This is a genomic window from Dryocola baronae, from assembly GCF_051297175.1.
Taxonomy (GTDB): domain Bacteria; phylum Pseudomonadota; class Gammaproteobacteria; order Enterobacterales; family Enterobacteriaceae; genus Dryocola.
Genome location: NZ_JBINNY010000001.1, coordinates 4,734,768 through 4,750,124, shown reverse-complemented (window position 1 = coordinate 4,750,124; position 15,357 = coordinate 4,734,768). Strand labels below are relative to the sequence as shown.

At 55.6% G+C, this 15,357-nt stretch carries 15 protein-coding genes and 1 pseudogene; 13 read left to right on the top strand and 3 right to left on the bottom strand.

The window, feature by feature from the left end; translation table 11 throughout:
• Positions 1–23: 23 nt before the first annotated feature.
• Positions 24–602 (bottom strand): 16S rRNA (guanine(966)-N(2))-methyltransferase, encoded by a 579-nt coding sequence (gene rsmD / locus ACSPHG_RS22495; RefSeq protein WP_435955689.1) that lies wholly within the window; start codon positions 600–602, stop codon positions 24–26.
• A 194-nt stretch (positions 603–796) separates the two neighbouring features.
• Here rsmD and ftsY point away from each other — a divergent pair, with 194 nt between their 5' ends.
• The 5 genes from ftsY (at position 797) to ACSPHG_RS22470 (ending at position 6,553) form a co-directional block, all read left to right on the top strand.
• Complete coding sequence (gene ftsY, locus ACSPHG_RS22490; protein ID WP_435955688.1) at positions 797–2,386, top strand: signal recognition particle-docking protein FtsY; 1,590 nt, start codon at positions 797–799, stop codon at positions 2,384–2,386.
• A 2-nt stretch (positions 2,387–2,388) separates the two neighbouring features.
• A complete protein-coding gene (gene ftsE / locus ACSPHG_RS22485) occupies positions 2,389–3,057 on the top strand; it encodes a cell division ATP-binding protein FtsE (protein ID WP_216375999.1) in 669 nt (222 codons plus the stop codon).
• On the top strand, positions 3,035–4,105 hold the full coding sequence (gene ftsX, locus ACSPHG_RS22480; protein ID WP_435955687.1) for a permease-like cell division protein FtsX: 1,071 nt from the start codon (positions 3,035–3,037) through the stop codon (positions 4,103–4,105). The genes ftsE and ftsX overlap by 23 nt, the downstream gene beginning before the upstream one ends.
• A gap of 271 nt (positions 4,106–4,376) precedes the next feature.
• Positions 4,377–5,231, top strand: a complete 855-nt coding sequence (gene rpoH / locus ACSPHG_RS22475; RefSeq protein ID WP_435955686.1) for an RNA polymerase sigma factor RpoH — start codon at positions 4,377–4,379, stop codon at positions 5,229–5,231.
• 218 nt (positions 5,232–5,449) lie between these two features.
• Complete coding sequence (locus ACSPHG_RS22470; RefSeq protein ID WP_435955685.1) at positions 5,450–6,553, top strand: branched-chain amino acid ABC transporter substrate-binding protein; 1,104 nt, start codon at positions 5,450–5,452, stop codon at positions 6,551–6,553.
• Between the two features lie 89 nt (positions 6,554–6,642).
• On the opposite strand, the gene panM is transcribed toward ACSPHG_RS22470, so the two are convergent.
• Positions 6,643–7,026 (bottom strand): aspartate 1-decarboxylase autocleavage activator PanM, encoded by a 384-nt coding sequence (gene panM, locus ACSPHG_RS22465; RefSeq protein WP_435955684.1) that lies wholly within the window; start codon positions 7,024–7,026, stop codon positions 6,643–6,645.
• A 421-nt stretch (positions 7,027–7,447) separates the two neighbouring features.
• On the opposite strand from panM, the gene livK reads away from it, so the two are divergent.
• The 5 genes from livK to livF all read left to right on the top strand — a co-directional run bounded on the left by livK (position 7,448) and on the right by livF (position 12,446).
• Positions 7,448–8,557 (top strand): high-affinity branched-chain amino acid ABC transporter substrate-binding protein LivK, encoded by a 1,110-nt coding sequence (livK, locus tag ACSPHG_RS22460; protein WP_435955683.1) that lies wholly within the window; start codon positions 7,448–7,450, stop codon positions 8,555–8,557.
• A gap of 193 nt (positions 8,558–8,750) precedes the next feature.
• Positions 8,751–9,677 (top strand): high-affinity branched-chain amino acid ABC transporter permease LivH, encoded by a 927-nt coding sequence (gene livH / locus ACSPHG_RS22455; protein ID WP_435955682.1) that lies wholly within the window; start codon positions 8,751–8,753, stop codon positions 9,675–9,677.
• The gene (locus ACSPHG_RS22450; protein ID WP_435955681.1) at positions 9,674–10,960 is read left to right on the top strand and encodes a high-affinity branched-chain amino acid ABC transporter permease LivM; all 1,287 of its coding nucleotides are present in this window, start codon (positions 9,674–9,676) and stop codon (positions 10,958–10,960) included. The genes livH and ACSPHG_RS22450 overlap by 4 nt, the downstream gene beginning before the upstream one ends.
• Positions 10,957–11,724, top strand: a complete 768-nt coding sequence (gene livG, locus ACSPHG_RS22445; protein ID WP_435955680.1) for a high-affinity branched-chain amino acid ABC transporter ATP-binding protein LivG — start codon at positions 10,957–10,959, stop codon at positions 11,722–11,724. Before ACSPHG_RS22450 ends, livG begins: the two co-directional genes overlap by 4 nt.
• A gap of 8 nt (positions 11,725–11,732) precedes the next feature.
• On the top strand, positions 11,733–12,446 hold the full coding sequence (livF, locus tag ACSPHG_RS22440) for a high-affinity branched-chain amino acid ABC transporter ATP-binding protein LivF (protein WP_435955679.1): 714 nt from the start codon (positions 11,733–11,735) through the stop codon (positions 12,444–12,446).
• A gap of 152 nt (positions 12,447–12,598) precedes the next feature.
• Here the strand turns inward: livF and ACSPHG_RS22435 are convergent, their stop codons facing one another.
• Positions 12,599–13,105, bottom strand: a complete 507-nt coding sequence (locus ACSPHG_RS22435; protein WP_435955678.1) for a hypothetical protein — start codon at positions 13,103–13,105, stop codon at positions 12,599–12,601.
• A gap of 185 nt (positions 13,106–13,290) precedes the next feature.
• Between ACSPHG_RS22435 and ACSPHG_RS22430 the strand changes: the two are divergent.
• From ACSPHG_RS22430 to ugpB, 3 genes and pseudogenes are all read left to right on the top strand, one after another.
• Positions 13,291–13,398, top strand: a pseudogene (locus tag ACSPHG_RS22430) (branched-chain amino acid ABC transporter ATP-binding protein); the annotation flags it as partial.
• A 108-nt stretch (positions 13,399–13,506) separates the two neighbouring features.
• Positions 13,507–13,782, top strand: coding sequence for a hypothetical protein (locus tag ACSPHG_RS22425; protein WP_435955677.1), 276 nt, complete (start codon positions 13,507–13,509; stop codon positions 13,780–13,782).
• Positions 13,783–13,938: 156 nt separating this feature from the next.
• Entirely contained in the window at positions 13,939–15,258 is a 1,320-nt protein-coding gene (gene ugpB / locus ACSPHG_RS22420; RefSeq protein ID WP_435955676.1) for a sn-glycerol-3-phosphate ABC transporter substrate-binding protein UgpB, read from the top strand.
• The last annotated feature ends 99 nt before the right edge of the window (positions 15,259–15,357 follow it).

Below are 15,357 nucleotides of genomic sequence, written 5' to 3'. Positions count from 1 at the left end.
TTCCTTATGTTGCTTCAGTGTGCTTAGGGTGTTTCGCGGTGATAAAGGCGATAGGCGACCTGGCCGGCCACTTTTTCACGGTGCAGCGTCCAGCCTGCCGGTACCGGCGGCATGCCGTTTTCCACTTCGCTTTCAACGTAGATCAGCGCATCGTCCGCCAGCCAGCCGTTTCCTTCCAACAGGGTGAGCGTTTCTTCCAACAGCCCCTTGCGGAACGGTGGGTCGACGAACACGATGGTATGCGGTTTGCCCGGCTGCGCCAGATAATTCAGCGTGTTGGTGTTAACCACCTGGCCGTTTGCGGCTTTCAGCGTCACCAGATTCTTTTGCAGCTGCTGCGATACGGCGCGATCCATTTCCAGAAGCGTGGCGTTTGCCGCGTAACGGGACAGCGCTTCCAATCCTAGCGCGCCGCTGCCCGCGAAGCAGTCCAGCACCGTGGCGTCGACCATTGACGGAGCCAGCCAGTTGAACAAGGTTTCGCGGACGCGATCGGTCGTTGGGCGCAGGCCCGGGCTGTCGGGAACGGGAAGTTTACGGCCGCGCCATTGGCCGCCGATGATGCGGATCTGGCCCGCGCCTGAGGATTGGGGTTTCTTCATGAGACTCACTGCGATGCGATTTTTTTCGGCTATTCTAGCGGCGCGCGGGAGGCGGGGAAACCTTATTCCGCCAGAGTGCCGCTGGCTGTGGGAAAGTGATAGACTAACATATTCAATCGATAATTATTTTCAGCGCCCGCAGCCAGTACCGTCGGGTCTGTGCCATGAATCAACAGCGAGGAGTACATTCGCAAATGGCGAAAGAGAAAAAACGTGGCTTTTTTTCCTGGTTGGGCTTTGGTCAGAAAGAGCAGGAACCGGAACAAGAATCAGAACAAAAAGTAGAGCAGGAACAACCGGTTGCTGATGATGTTATTGAGCAGTCCGCTGAGCAAATCACCGAGCCAGAACAGGCGCGTACGGTAGAGGAAATCACCCCGCCGGAAACGGTTGTTGAGCCGTCCGCTGCCCATACCGAACAGGAAACCGAAGCCTTCGCCGAAGAGATCGTTGAAGTCAGCGAAAAGCTTGCGGAAAGCGAAGCGCCCGTTGCGGTCAGCGAACCGGAACCTATTATCGAACCGGAACCTGTTATCGAACCGGAACCGGTTATCGAAGCGGAAGAAATCGTTACTGAACCGGTGCAGGCCGTTGAACCTGAACCTGAACCGCAGGCCGTTATCGAGCACGAAGAGCTGCCGCTGCCGGAAGAGGTGATCGACAGCGAGCCTGAAGCCGAAGAGTGGCAGGCAGAGCAAGAGCATATCGTCGACGAAACCGTCGCTGAAATCGAAGAAGTGATTGCCGCGCACGTGGATTACGCGCCTGCGCAGGAGTCGCCGGTTGAAGAGCCAGAAGCCGTAGCTGACGTCGAAGAAGAAGCGCCTCAGGACGACGCGCAGCAGGAGCAAGAGAAGCCAACCAAAGAAGGTTTCTTCGCCCGCCTGAAGCGCAGCCTGCTGAAAACCAAGCAGAATCTCGGTTCCGGATTTATCAGTCTGTTCCGCGGCAAGAAAATCGACGACGATCTTTTTGAAGAGCTGGAAGAGCAGCTGCTGATTGCCGACGTGGGCGTGGAAACGACCCGCAAAATCATCAGCAATCTGACCGAAGGCGCGAGCCGTAAAGATTTACGCGATGCCGAAGCGCTGTACGGCCTGCTGAAAGACGAAATGGGCGAGATTCTGGCAAAGGTCGATGAGCCGCTGAACGTTGAAGGCAAGACGCCGTTCGTTATCCTGATGGTTGGCGTTAACGGCGTAGGTAAAACCACCACTATCGGCAAGCTGGCGCGTCAGTTCCAGCAGGAAGGCAAATCGGTGATGCTGGCGGCGGGCGATACCTTCCGTGCCGCAGCCGTAGAGCAGCTCCAGGTTTGGGGCCAGCGCAACAATATTCCTGTTGTCGCTCAGCATACCGGCGCGGATTCCGCCTCGGTGATTTTCGATGCGATTCAGGCGGCGAAGGCGCGCGGCGTTGACGTGCTGCTGGCCGATACCGCAGGGCGTTTGCAGAATAAAGCGCACCTGATGGAAGAGCTGAAGAAAATCGTCCGCGTGATGAAAAAGCTGGACGTTGATGCCCCGCATGAGGTTATGCTCACCATCGATGCCAGCACCGGTCAGAATGCGGTCAGCCAGGCGAAACTGTTCCATGAAGCCGTTGGGCTAACGGGCATTACGCTGACTAAACTGGACGGCACTGCCAAAGGCGGCGTGATTTTCTCCGTTGCCGATCAGTTTGGCATTCCAATTCGCTACATCGGCGTTGGCGAACGAATTGAAGATTTGCGTCCGTTTAAGGCGGACGATTTTATAGAGGCACTTTTTGCCCGAGAGGATTAACAATGATTCGCTTTGAACACGTCAGTAAAGCCTATCTCGGTGGAAGACAAGCGCTGCAGGGAGTGACATTCCATATGCAGCCCGGCGAGATGGCCTTCCTGACCGGCCACTCTGGCGCGGGGAAAAGTACCCTGCTCAAGCTTATCTGCGGTATCGAACGGCCCAGCGCCGGGAAGATCTCTTTTAGCGGCCACGATATTAGCCGCTTAAAAAGCCGTGAGGTGCCGTTTCTGCGGCGCCAGATCGGCATGATTTTCCAGGATCACCACCTGCTGATGGACCGCACGGTCTATGACAACGTGGCGATCCCGCTGATTATCGCCGGTGCCAGCGGGGAAGACATTCGCCGCCGCGTGAGCGCAGCACTTGATAAGGTCGGGCTGCTGGACAAAGCGAAGAACTTCCCCATTCAGCTTTCAGGCGGTGAACAGCAGCGCGTGGGCATTGCCCGTGCGGTGGTCAACAAGCCCGCCGTGCTGCTGGCGGATGAACCAACCGGTAACCTGGACGACGCGCTTTCGGAAGGCATTTTGCGCCTGTTCGAAGAGTTTAACCGCGTGGGCGTAACGGTTCTGATGGCGACTCACGATATGGGGCTTATCTCCCGTCGCAACTACCGTATGCTGACGTTAAGCGATGGCCATTTGCATGGAGGCCTGGCAGGTGAATAAACGCACTGCGATCAATCACATCAAGCGCTTCAGCAACAGGCTGGATAAAATCAACAAGCTGAATAAGCTCGGGGATTTAGGCCGCTCGGTGAAAAAACGCGGCAAAGGGCCGCAGTCCAAAAGCCGTTCGTTAAAGGGCGGCGTGAACGAGCAGTTCCGCTACGCCTGGGAAGGCGCGCTGCAGGACCTTAAGAGCAAGCCGCTCGCAACGTTCCTGACGGTTATGGTTATCGCCATTTCGCTTACGCTGCCGAGCGTCTGCTACATGGTGTACAAAAACGTTAACCAGGCCGCGACGCAGTATTATCCTTCGCCGCAAATTACCGTTTACCTGGACAAGGCGCTGGACGATAACGCCGCGCAGCAGGTGGTCGGCGCGATTCAGGCCGAAGAAGGCGTAGATAAAGTTAACTATCTTTCCCGCGACGAAGCGCTTGGCGAGTTCCGTAACTGGTCAGGCTTTGGCGGCGCGCTGGATATGCTTGAAGAGAACCCGCTGCCTGCGGTTGCCGTGGTAAATCCGAAGCTCGACTTCCAGAGCACCGACCACCTAAACACCCTGCGCGATCGCGTCGCGAAGATTCAGGGCGTGGACGAAGTGCGCATGGACGACAGCTGGTTCGCTCGTCTGGCCGCGTTAACCGGGCTGGTGGGGCGCGTTGCGGCGATGATCGGCATTCTGATGGTTGCCGCCGTGTTCCTGGTGATTGGCAACAGCGTCAGGCTGAGCATTTTCGCCCGCCGCGATACCATCAACGTACAGAAGCTGATCGGGGCGACGGATGGCTTTATCCTGCGTCCGTTCCTGTACGGCGGCGCGCTGCTTGGCTTTAGCGGGGCGTTTTTATCGCTCATCCTGTCAGAGATTCTGGTGCTGCGGCTTTCGTCTGCGGTCACGGATGTTGCGCAGGTATTCGGTACCAGGTTTGATATTTCGGGCTTAGGGTTCGACGAATGTCTGCTCCTGCTGCTGGTTTCAGGAATGATCGGCTGGGCGGCAGCCTGGATTGCCACCGTGCAACATTTACGTCGCTTTACCCCAGAGTAAAAAATTTTTGATATACTTGTCCCCTGCTACGATGTTTCCGTCAGCAGGGGATACAGTCCCACCTTTTGGCTCCGTTTCTCCTGCCTGCTTCATTGCGCTGTCACATTTTGTGTGTAATCTATACACAGCCATACATTGAACTTGTGGATAAGATCACTGTCTGAGAGTAGTGTGGATGGTACGGTTTGGCGCCCTGACGTGAAGTCGGTGCCTGTGCCCTGTGAAGAATCGTTGTGGCAACCTGTACGTTAGTCTCTAAGAGAGGGTTTGAATGACCAAAGAAATGCAAAATTTAGCTTTAGCCCCTGTCGGTAACCTGGAATCTTATATCCGGGCCGCAAATTCCTGGCCGATGTTGACGGCAGAGGAAGAGAAGGAGCTGGCTGAAAAGCTGCATTACCAGGGCGATCTGGAAGCAGCGAAAAGGCTGATCCTGTCTCACCTGCGCTTTGTTGTTCACATCGCTCGTAATTATTCGGGCTATGGTCTGCCGCAGGCTGACCTGATTCAGGAAGGTAATATCGGCCTGATGAAAGCGGTGCGCCGCTTCAACCCGGAAGTGGGTGTCCGCCTGGTTTCCTTTGCCGTGCACTGGATCAAGGCTGAAATTCACGAATACGTGCTGCGTAACTGGCGTATCGTGAAGGTGGCAACCACCAAAGCACAGCGTAAGCTGTTCTTTAACCTGCGCAAAACTAAACAGCGTCTGGGTTGGTTCAACCAGGACGAAGTGGAAATGGTCGCTCAGGAGCTTGGCGTCACCAGCAAAGACGTGCGAGAGATGGAATCCCGCATGGCGGCGCAGGACATGACCTTTGATATGGGTAATGACGACGACTCTGAAAGCGCGCCAATGGCACCCGTGCTGTTCCTGCAGGATAAATCGTCTAACTTTGCCGACGGCATCGAAGACGACAACTGGGAATCACACGCCGCCGATAAACTCAGCGACGCCATGCTTGGCCTCGACGAGCGCAGCCAGGATATCATCCGCGCGCGCTGGCTCGACGAAGACAACAAGAGCACGCTGCAAGAGCTTGCAGACCGCTACGGCGTATCCGCAGAGCGCGTTCGCCAGCTTGAAAAGAACGCGATGAAAAAATTGCGTATGGCTATCGAAGCCTAAGTCTCACCGGTCAGATAAAAACCGCCTCTCGGGGCGGTTTTTTTATGCCCGCTATTCAGCCTTTTCCCATGTGACAAAATTGTTATTCCAAAAGCCGCAAAATCGGGTATGTTTTTAGCACGGAGTGCTGCCAGGGCATACGCGGCCCTTCCTAAACAATAAAACATGCCAAAACAACACAACAAACACCAATCACAACAAGAATGGGGATCCTCAGGATGAAAATGAAGGGCAAAGCGTTACTGGCTGGCTGTATTGCGCTGGCGATGAGCAATGCGGCATTTGCAAAGGACATTAAAGTTGCGGTAGTCGGCGCCATGTCTGGCCCGGTTGCGCAGTACGGCGACCAGGAATTTACCGGCGCAGAGCAGGCGGTTGCTGATATCAACGCCAAAGGCGGCATTAAAGGCGACAAGCTGGTTATCACCAAATATGACGATGCCTGCGACCCAAAACAGGCGGTAGCGGTAGCCAACAAAGTGATTAACGACGGTATCAAATACGTCATCGGTCACCTGTGTTCTTCCTCCACGCAGCCCGCGTCCGATATCTATGAAGACGAAGGCGTACTGATGATCACCCCGGCGGCAACCGCTCCGGAGCTGACGTCGCGCGGCTATAAGCTGATTCTGCGCACCACCGGCCTGGATTCTGACCAGGGCCCGACGGCGGCGAAATACATTCTTGAGCACGTGAAGCCGAAGAACATCGCCGTGATTCACGATAAGCAGCAGTACGGTGAAGGCCTTGCGCGCTCCGTGCAGGATAACCTGAAAAAAGGCGGCGCAAACGTGGTGTTCTTTGACGGTATCACCGCGGGCGAGAAAGACTTCTCCACCCTTGTGGCGCGTCTGAAGAAAGAAAATATCGATTTCGTTTATTACGGCGGCTATCACCCGGAAATGGGCCAGATCCTGCGCCAGTCCCGTGCCGCCGGTCTGAAAACCCAGTTCATGGGCCCGGAAGGCGTGGCGAACGTGTCGCTGTCTAACATCGCCGGTGATTCTGCCGAAGGCATGTTAGTCACCAAGCCTAAGAACTACGATCAGGTTCCGGCGAACAAACCGGTTGTAGACGCGATTAAAGCGAAGAAACAGGATCCAAGCGGCGCGTTCGTCTGGACAACCTACGCCGCGCTGCAATCGCTGGCGGCAGGCCTGAACCAGTCGGAAGATCCGGCTGAAATCGCAAAATACCTGAAAGGCGCGAAGGTTGAGACCGTGATGGGGCCGCTGTCCTGGGATGAGAAGGGCGATCTGAAGGGCTTTGAGTTCGGCGTGTTCACCTGGCATGCGAACGGTACGGCGACCGACGCTAAGTAAAACCTGTCGGGTGGCGCTGCGCTTACCCGACCTACTTTTGTTCACGCGATCGTAGGTCGGATAAGCGCAGCGCCATCCGACGTTCACGTCTACACCTTTTCCCAACCGCCCGTCTGCGCCCTAAATCCTAACGTCTGCATAAACGCCGCCATCACGTTGCGGTCTTCAACGCCCGCATCCGCCATCCACCACTGATTTACCTGCGGATTATCGCGTAACACTTCTTCGAGCAGATATTGCCCCACGCCGCGCCGACGCGTGACTTCGCGCACCCGCAGCGAATCCAGCGCGCCCTGCGTCCCGGTCAGCGTAACGCGAACCGCGCCCAGCAGGCGGTCATTAAATTTTGCAGCATAAATGCGATGGGTATCGCTGAGCGTAAGCGAAGCGCTGGAATATTCCGGCCAGATCTTAGCGAGATCGATCTCATCCTGCGCACTACACTCAAACAGACGAATGATGGTGAGTTTCATAAGGGAGCTAACCAAAAAGCGGGAAAACCCCGAGTGTAACCAATTTATTTGCCTCAGACGCTTTATCTTTTTTTCGCCTCTCGGCAGCCGAATACATTATGTGACAAACCTCAGGCAGTTCGAAACGCGTCAGATTGAAAAGTGTTCAGTATAAAACCCTGAAAGCCAGTGAATTATTCCGCTCTTTGTACCGCTATTTTATGCTGAAAATGGTGCTTTTTTTTGTTTCACTCTGCTCAAATACAGAATAATATCTCTGCTTAATCGACTGAAAAATAGAGCTTTTAGTCGAAAAAATTGTAAATTTTAGCGCTAAGCCATTAAAGGCACTGGTAAAAATCGTTTTTGATTACAAAAAGTACAGCGTGCTTTTTAGCCAGCAAAAAACCACAAAATCACGAAACAAACGGGGATTGAACGGATGAAAATGAACGCGAAGACATTACTCGCCGGGATCGTTGCTTTGGCGGTGTCTCACGCGGCAGCCGCTGCAGATATTAAAGTTGCTGTTGTCGGGGCGATGTCCGGCCCGGTCGCGCAATGGGGTGACATGGAGTTCAACGGTGCACGCCAGGCGATCAAAGACATCAACGCGAAAGGCGGCATCAAAGGGGACAAACTCGTCGCGGTTGAATATGACGACGCCTGCGATCCAAAACAGGCCGTTGCCGTTGCCAACAAAATCGTTAACGACGGCGTGAAGTACGTTATCGGCCACCTTTGCTCATCCTCGACCCAGCCCGCGTCTGATATCTACGAAGACGAAGGCATCCTGATGATCACCCCTGGCGCGACCAACCCAGAGCTGACCAGCCGTGGCTACCAGATGATCATGCGTACCGCAGGCCTGGACTCCTCCCAGGGGCCAACCGCATCTAAATATATTCTTGAGCACGTGAAGCCCGCGCGCATCGCCATCATTCATGACAAACAGCAGTACGGCGAAGGTCTGGCGCGTTCCGTTCAGGACGGCCTGAAGAAAGCCGGTGCGAATATCGTCTTCTTTGACGGCATCACCGCAGGCGACAAAGACTTCTCCACCCTGGTTGCCCGTCTGCAAAAAGAAAATATCGACTTCGTTTACTACGGCGGCTACTACCCGGAAATGGGCCAGATTCTGCGCCAGGCCCGCGCCGTTGGCCTGAAAACCCAGTTCATGGGGCCGGAAGGCGTGGGCAACGCGTCGCTGTCTAATATCGCTGGCCCGGCCGGTGAAGGCATGCTGGTGACTATGCCAAAACGCTATGACCAGGACCCGGCAAACAAAGCTATCGTAGACGCGCTGAAGGCCGAGAAAAAAGACCCAAGCGGCCCGTACGTTTGGATCACCTACGCGGCGGTCCAGTCTCTGGCGACCGCGCTTGAGCGCACCGGCAGCGCAGAACCTGCTGATTTAGTAAAAGATCTGAAAGCAAACGGGGCTAAAACCGTGATTGGGCCGCTGAACTGGGATGAGAAAGGCGATCTGAAGGGATTCGAATTTGGTGTCTTCCAATGGCATGCCGACGGTTCGTCCTCCGTGGCGAAATAAACACCCGTCGTCTTTCAGGTTGCAGACGCGTTGGCTGCGTTCACTTACCCGAATCACTTAGTTTACTAAGCTCATCGGGATTCGTTCACAAGCCGCCTTCCTGCAACTTGAAATCCATTGGGTATTGACCAGTCACCATGGGTCATCCCACCTTCCGGGCGCAAAACCCGGAAGGCATTTGAAAGGTTAAGTTATGTCCGAGCAGTTTCTCTATTTCCTTCAGCAGATGTTTAACGGCGTCACGCTGGGCAGCACCTATGCGCTGATCGCCATCGGCTATACCATGGTCTACGGCATTATCGGCATGATCAACTTCGCCCACGGCGAGGTGTATATGATTGGCAGCTACGTCTCGTTTATGATCATCGCAGCACTGATGATGATGGGCATTGATGCGGGCTGGATGCTGGTCGGGGCGGGTTTCATCGGTGCGATTATTATCGCCAGCGCCTACGGCTGGAGCATCGAACGCGTGGCCTACAAGCCGGTGCGTAACTCCAAGCGCCTGATTGCGCTGATCTCCGCCATCGGGATGTCCATCTTCCTGCAAAACTACGTCAGCCTCACCGAAGGCTCGCGCGACATCGCGCTGCCAAGCCTGTTCAACGGCCAGTGGGTGCTGGGCACGAGCGAAAACTTCACCGCCACCATCACCACCATGCAGCTCGTTATCTGGGTCGTGACGTTCCTCGCGATGCTGGCGCTGACGCTCTTCATCCGCTATTCCCGCATGGGCCGCGCGTGCCGCGCCTGTGCCGAAGACCTGAAAATGGCGAGCCTGCTCGGTATTAACACCGACCGCGTGATCTCGCTGACGTTCGTGATCGGCGCGGCGATGGCGGCGGTTGCGGGCGTACTGCTCGGCCAATTCTACGGCGTAATCAACCCGTACATCGGCTTTATGGCGGGCATGAAGGCCTTTACCGCAGCGGTTCTCGGCGGCATCGGCAGCATTCCAGGGGCGATGATCGGCGGCCTGATTCTGGGCGTGGCGGAAGCGCTGACCTCGGCCTATCTGAGCACCGAATATAAAGATGTTGTCTCCTTCGCCCTGCTGATCGTGGTGCTGCTGGTGATGCCTACCGGTATCCTGGGCCGTCCGGAGGTCGAAAAAGTATGAAACCGATGCACATCGTCTTTTCCGCGCTTTCCGCCGTTATGTTCTTCGTGCTGGCGGGCGTCTTTATGGGCGTTCAGCTGAGCCTGGACGGCACCAAACTGGTGGTCAACAGCGCCGAAACCGTGCGCTGGGAATGGGTCTGGATCGGCACCGCCGTGGTGTTTGTGTTCCAGCTTCTGCGCCCCCTGTTCCAGAAGGGCATGAAGAGAGTCACCGGGCCGAAGTTCGTGCTGCCCGCGCTTGACGGCTCCACGCCAAAGCAAAAAATCTTCCTGTTCGCGCTGCTGATCCTCGCCGTCGCCTGGCCGTTTATGGTGTCACGTGGCACGGTGGATATCGCCACGCTGACCATGATCTACATTATTTTAGGCCTCGGCCTGAACGTGGTCGTCGGGCTGTCCGGCCTGCTGGTGCTGGGCTACGGTGGCTTCTACGCCATCGGCGCGTACACCTTCGCGCTGCTTAATCACTATTACGGACTGGGCTTCTGGACGTGTCTGCCGCTGGCGGGCCTGGTATCCGCCGCCGCGGGTTTCCTGCTGGGCTTCCCGGTGCTGCGCCTGCGCGGGGACTACCTGGCGATTGTGACGCTCGGCTTCGGGGAAATCGTTCGTATTCTGCTGCTGAACAACACCGAAATCACCGGCGGCCCGAACGGCATCAGCCAGATCCCAAAACCGACGCTGTTTGGCCTGGAGTTCAGCCGCACCGCGCGTGAAGGGGGCTGGGACACCTTTAGCAACTTCTTCAACGTCGCCTACAACCCCGGCGACAGGATTATCTTCCTTTACCTGGTGGCGCTGCTGCTGGTCGTGCTGTCGCTGTTCGTGATTAACCGCCTGCTGCGCATGCCGCTGGGCCGGGCGTGGGAAGCGCTGCGCGAAGATGAAATCGCCTGCCGCTCGCTGGGCCTGAATCCGACGCGCATCAAGCTGACGGCGTTCACCATCAGCGCCGCGTTCGCGGGCTTTGCCGGCACGCTGTTTGCCGCGCGCCAGGGCTTCGTCAGCCCGGAATCCTTCACCTTCGCCGAATCGGCGTTCGTGCTGGCGATTGTCGTGCTGGGGGGTATGGGCTCGCAGTTCGCCGTTATCCTCGCCGCCATCCTGCTGGTGGTTTCCCGCGAGCTGATGCGTGACCTGAACGAATACAGCATGCTGGTGCTGGGCGGTCTGATGGTGCTGATGATGATCTGGCGTCCGCAGGGCCTGCTGCCGATGACCCGCCCGCAGCTTAAGCTGAAGAAAGAGCAGGTTGAACAAGTGAAAGGAGAGCAGGCATGAGTCAGCCACTGTTATCTGTAAACGGCCTGATGATGCGTTTCGGCGGCCTGCTCGCCGTTAACAACGTTGCGCTCGAGCTGCATCCACAGGAAATCGTCTCGTTAATCGGCCCGAACGGCGCCGGTAAAACCACGGTGTTCAACTGCCTGACCGGCTTCTACAAGCCAACCGGCGGCACCATCATGCTGCGCGACCAGCATCTTGAAGGCCTGCCGGGCCAGCAAATCGCCCGCATGGGCGTGGTGCGTACCTTCCAGCACGTGCGTTTGTTCCGTGAAATGACGGTGATCGAAAACCTGCTGGTGGCGCAGCATATGCAGCTGAAAACCGGCGTGTTTTCCGGCCTGCTGAAAACGCCTGGCTTCCGCCGTGCGCAAAGCGAAGCGCTTGACCGCGCCGCCACCTGGCTTGCCCGTATCGGACTGCTGGAGCAGGCAAACCGCCAGGCGAGCAACCTGGCGTATGGCGATCAGCGTCGTCTGGAGATCGCCCGCTGCATGGTGACGCAGCCGGAAATCCTGATGCTCGATGAGCCTGCAGCTGGCCTTAACCCGAAAGAGACCCACGAACTCGATGAGCTGATTATGGAGCTTCGTAACCACCACAACACGACCGTGCTGCTGATTGAGCACGACATGAAGCTGGTGATGGGCATTTCCGATCGTATTTACGTGGTAAACCAGGGAACGCCGTTAGCCAACGGCACGCCGGAGCAAATCCGCAACAACCCTGACGTTATCCGCGCCTATTTGGGTGAGGCATAGAGGCATAAATGGAAAATATAATGTTGTCTTTTGACCAGGTAAGCGCCCACTACGGCAAGATCCAGGCGCTCCACGAGGTCAGCCTGCACATCAAACAGGGTGAGATAGTGACGCTTATCGGCGCGAACGGCGCGGGTAAAACCACGCTGCTCGGTACGCTGTGCGGCGACCCGCGCGCCACCAGCGGCAAAATTACCTTTGATGGCAAAGATATTACCGACTGGCATACCGCGCGCATCATGCGTGAAGCGGTAGCGATTGTGCCCGAAGGCCGCCGCGTGTTTTCACGCATGACGGTGGAAGAAAACCTGGCGATGGGCGGCTTCTTCGCCGAGCGCGACCAGTTCCAGGAGCGCATCAAGCGCGTCTACGAACTGTTCCCGCGCCTGTATGAACGCCGCATCCAGCGTGCGGGCACCATGTCCGGCGGCGAACAGCAGATGCTGGCGATTGGCCGCGCGCTGATGAGCCAGCCGCGCCTGCTGCTGCTCGACGAGCCGTCGCTCGGCCTCGCGCCGATCATCATCCAGCAGATTTTCGACACCATCGAACAGCTGCGCAAAGAAGGCATGACCATCTTCCTCGTCGAGCAGAACGCCAACCAGGCGCTGAAGCTCGCCGACCGCGGCTACGTGCTTGAAAACGGCCACGTGGTGCTGGAAGACACCGGCGACGCGCTGCTGGCTAACGAAGCGGTGCGTGCGGCTTATCTCGGCGCATAAACCTGCTTATAGTTTTAAAAAGATGTAAGCAATCAATAAAAAACCGCAGAGCTGAAGCTTTGCGGTTTTTTATTATTTTTCAAGATGCATATTTTTATATTCGTGCCACTTTTCCCATCACCAGGAATAATTTTGGCTATGGCGTTTGTAGGCTATTTATTTCCGGCATAGCGCATCATTGATAAAGGGCGTGCCCGTAGGGTGACTGGAATCGTATGTTGCCCACGATTTCCTATCACTATCCCCCGGGGAATATCTATATTGCCATCTGAACGCCATTGAAGCTGGCTGAGTTCTAATATTTCCCAACCAACAGGCTTACCGAGGCCCACACAATCATTTTTATTGCCGGCAGCTTTGCCCCGTCCTAGTGAAATCATTGAGTGAATCAATGTATTACCGTTAAAGAACCCAATGGCATGTCCCTGCGGTAATCCCTGCATGGCATTTTTACCCACAATTCGTGAATCTGCTATGGTCACCATGTCTCTTCTCCCGGCGAGAAGATTAAACTCAGCTAAATCAATAATATTTGCTTTCAATGCGCAATACCTAACTGCATCCCAGCACATCAAAGCTGAAAGCTTCAGGTACCCTTCACCTTTGGTTTGGGCGGCAATTCGGGCGAAGTTGGCTGCGTATAAATCTAAGTGATTCATTTCCAATATCCTTTTAAAAATGGCTGTTTATTGTATTTGCATTCCCCATAAGTTGTAAGTTTATGATGATTTTCTGCTTATTTATTTCCCCCTTCCCTGTCACCATTTTGTAACCTAATGCGTATTTTTCTATCATTCGCGCGTGTCATATTGTGTTGCGAACAAAAACGCGTGTTTTCGATCTGCTTGCCGATTGGGGCTACGCGCTTGATAACGGCCACGTGGTGCTGGAAGACACCGGCGACGCGCTGCTGGCTAACGAAGCGGCTCGCAGCGCTTATTTGGGCGGCTAGTCTTGCCGTTAAAAAAGTTTATTTTTTAATCTAAATTAAAGCCGCCGTGTTAATTTAACAGGCGATTTTTAATTGCCGATACCTTATTAAGACGACAAGGAGTGCGTCATGAAGCGCCTGTTGATAACTATCTTTTTTTGCCTTTCCGCCGTCGCACCCGCGCTGGCCTTCGATAAAAGCAACGATTTCGATCCTGCCGATCCCTCTATCTGGCAAGAACAGCCCCCAGAACTTACCGCTGAACAAAGTCAAAAGCGGTGTGAGTTCTTCCAGTCATCGGTTTGCCCTGAGGCGGGGAGTAACCATTCCGACATCGAACGTGAAAAGCGGCGCCGTGAAGATAAGCGTCGATATCAGGAAATAGATAAAATACGTAACCGCTGATGCCTCGGGCGGTGTGTTGCTCTACCGCCCTGTCTTTTAACTGTCATTTTTCTGTCACCTCCCGGTTATTTTTCTGTCATTCGCGCGTGTCATGTTGTGTTGCGAACAAAATCGCGTGTTTTCGCGCTTTTAGCCACATAACAAGAGAGATAAGACATGACTGCATCGTTACGACGTACAGCCCTTTGCATGGCGCTTGGATGTGCACTCAGCAGCAACGCATTCGCCGCAACCTCCATTCCTTTCTGGCATTCGATGGAAGGGGAGTTAGGCAAAGAAGTGAATTCTCTGGCGACCCGCTTTAACGAAACCCACCCTGATTACAAAATTGTCCCGGTCTATAAAGGCAACTACGAGCAGAACCTGGCGGCGGGCATCGCGGCATTCCGCTCCGGTAACGCCCCGGCTATTTTGCAGGTCTACGAAGTGGGCACCGCCACCATGATGGCTTCCAAAGCGATCAAGCCGGTGTACGAAGTGTTTAACGATGCGGGCATCAAGTTCGACGAATCCCAGTTTGTGCCAACGGTTTCCGGTTACTACACCGATGCGAAAAGCGGCCACCTTCTTTCCCAGCCCTTTAACAGCTCCACCCCGGTGCTGTACTACAACAAAGACGCCTTCAAAAAAGCCGGTCTGAACCCTGACCAGCCGCCAAAAACCTGGCAGGAGCTGGCGGAGTACACCGCCAAGCTGAAAGCGGCCGGCATGAAGTGCGGCTACGCCAGCGGCTGGCAGGGCTGGATCCAGATTGAAAACTTCAGCGCCTGGCACGGCCTGCCGGTCGCCACCAAAAACAACGGCTTCGACGGCACCGACGCGGTGCTGGAATTCAACAAGCCGGAGCAGGTTAAGCACATCGCTCTGCTTGAAGAGCTGAACAAGAAGGGCGACTTCAGCTACTTTGGCCGCAAAGACGAATCCACCGAGAAGTTCTACAACGGCGACTGCGCGATCACCACCGCCTCTTCCGGGTCGCTTGCCGACATCCGCCAGTACGCCAAATTCAACTACGGCGTGGGCATGATGCCGTACGACGCAGACGTGAAGGGCGCGCCGCAGAACGCCATCATCGGCGGGGCCAGCCTGTGGGTAATGCAGGGTAAAGACCCGGCGACCTACAAAGGCGTTGCCGAGTTTATGCAGTTCCTCGCCCAGCCTGAAATCGCCGCGGAGTGGCACCAGAAGACGGGCTACCTGCCGATTACCACCGCCGCTTACGATCTGACCCGTAAACAAGGCTTCTACGACAAAAATCCAGGGGCGGATATCGCCACGCGCCAGATGCTGAACAAGCCGCCGTTGCCGTTTACCAAAGGCCTGCGCCTGGGCAACATGCCGCAGATTCGCACCATCGTGGACGAAGAGCTGGAGTCGGTGTGGACCGGGAAGAAAACGCCTCAGCAGGCTTTGGACAGCGCGGTTGAGCGCGGGAATCTGCTGCTGCGCCGGTTTGAGCAGTCAACGAAGTCTTAATCGTAATTGTGTCGGATGGCGCTCCGCTTATCCGACCTACATTTTCTGCCCGTAGGGTGGATAAGCGCACGCGCCATCCACCGCTACTGTTTACAAGAG